Raw genomic sequence first — 551 nt, 5'->3', positions numbered from 1 at the left:
CACGTAGCCCTGCCCTTCCTCTCCTAGAACATTCTCAGCAGGTACCTTGCAATCTTCTAAAATAAGCTCTGCAGACTGCGACCCGTGGAGCCCCATCTTCGGTTCAACCGCTCCCACGTGAAAGCCGGGGAAGTCTTTTTCTACGATGAAGGAAGTAATCCCCTTTGCTCCTTTACTAGAATCTGTAACAGCCATGACGGTGAAGATGTCAGCTTCCGTTGCGTTTGTAATATAATGTTTAGTTCCGTTTATTATATAGTGATCCCCTTCGAGTACGGCTGTAGTTTTTAAGTTTGTGGCATTCGATCCGGCACTCGGTTCCGTCAGAGCAAAAGCTCCAATTGATTCACCACTCGCTAGTGCCGGCAAGTACTTGCTCTTCTGCTCGTCATTCCCAAGCTCCACGATTCCTACGGTCCCAATCCCTGTATGACCTCCTATCAATGTGGTGTACCCATTGTGGGTTGCCCCAATCTCTTCATATAGAGCGCATTTCCCCACCATCCCGATGCCGAGACCTCCATACTCTTCTGGAATGCTTAACCCGAATA

The 551-nt window shown here is 48.8% G+C and carries 1 protein-coding gene; it reads right to left on the bottom strand.

What is annotated here, in order from left to right:
- A partial coding sequence (locus ACFQY0_RS21365) for an acyl-CoA dehydrogenase family protein (protein WP_379717137.1) occupies positions 1-551 on the bottom strand: 551 nt, incomplete at both ends.

This window comes from Haloferula chungangensis, from assembly GCF_042664875.1.
Classification (GTDB): domain Bacteria; phylum Verrucomicrobiota; class Verrucomicrobiia; order Verrucomicrobiales; family Akkermansiaceae; genus Haloferula; species Haloferula chungangensis.
The sequence above is the reverse complement of the archived record's forward strand: the minus strand, read 5'-3'. Positions and strand labels throughout refer to the sequence as shown.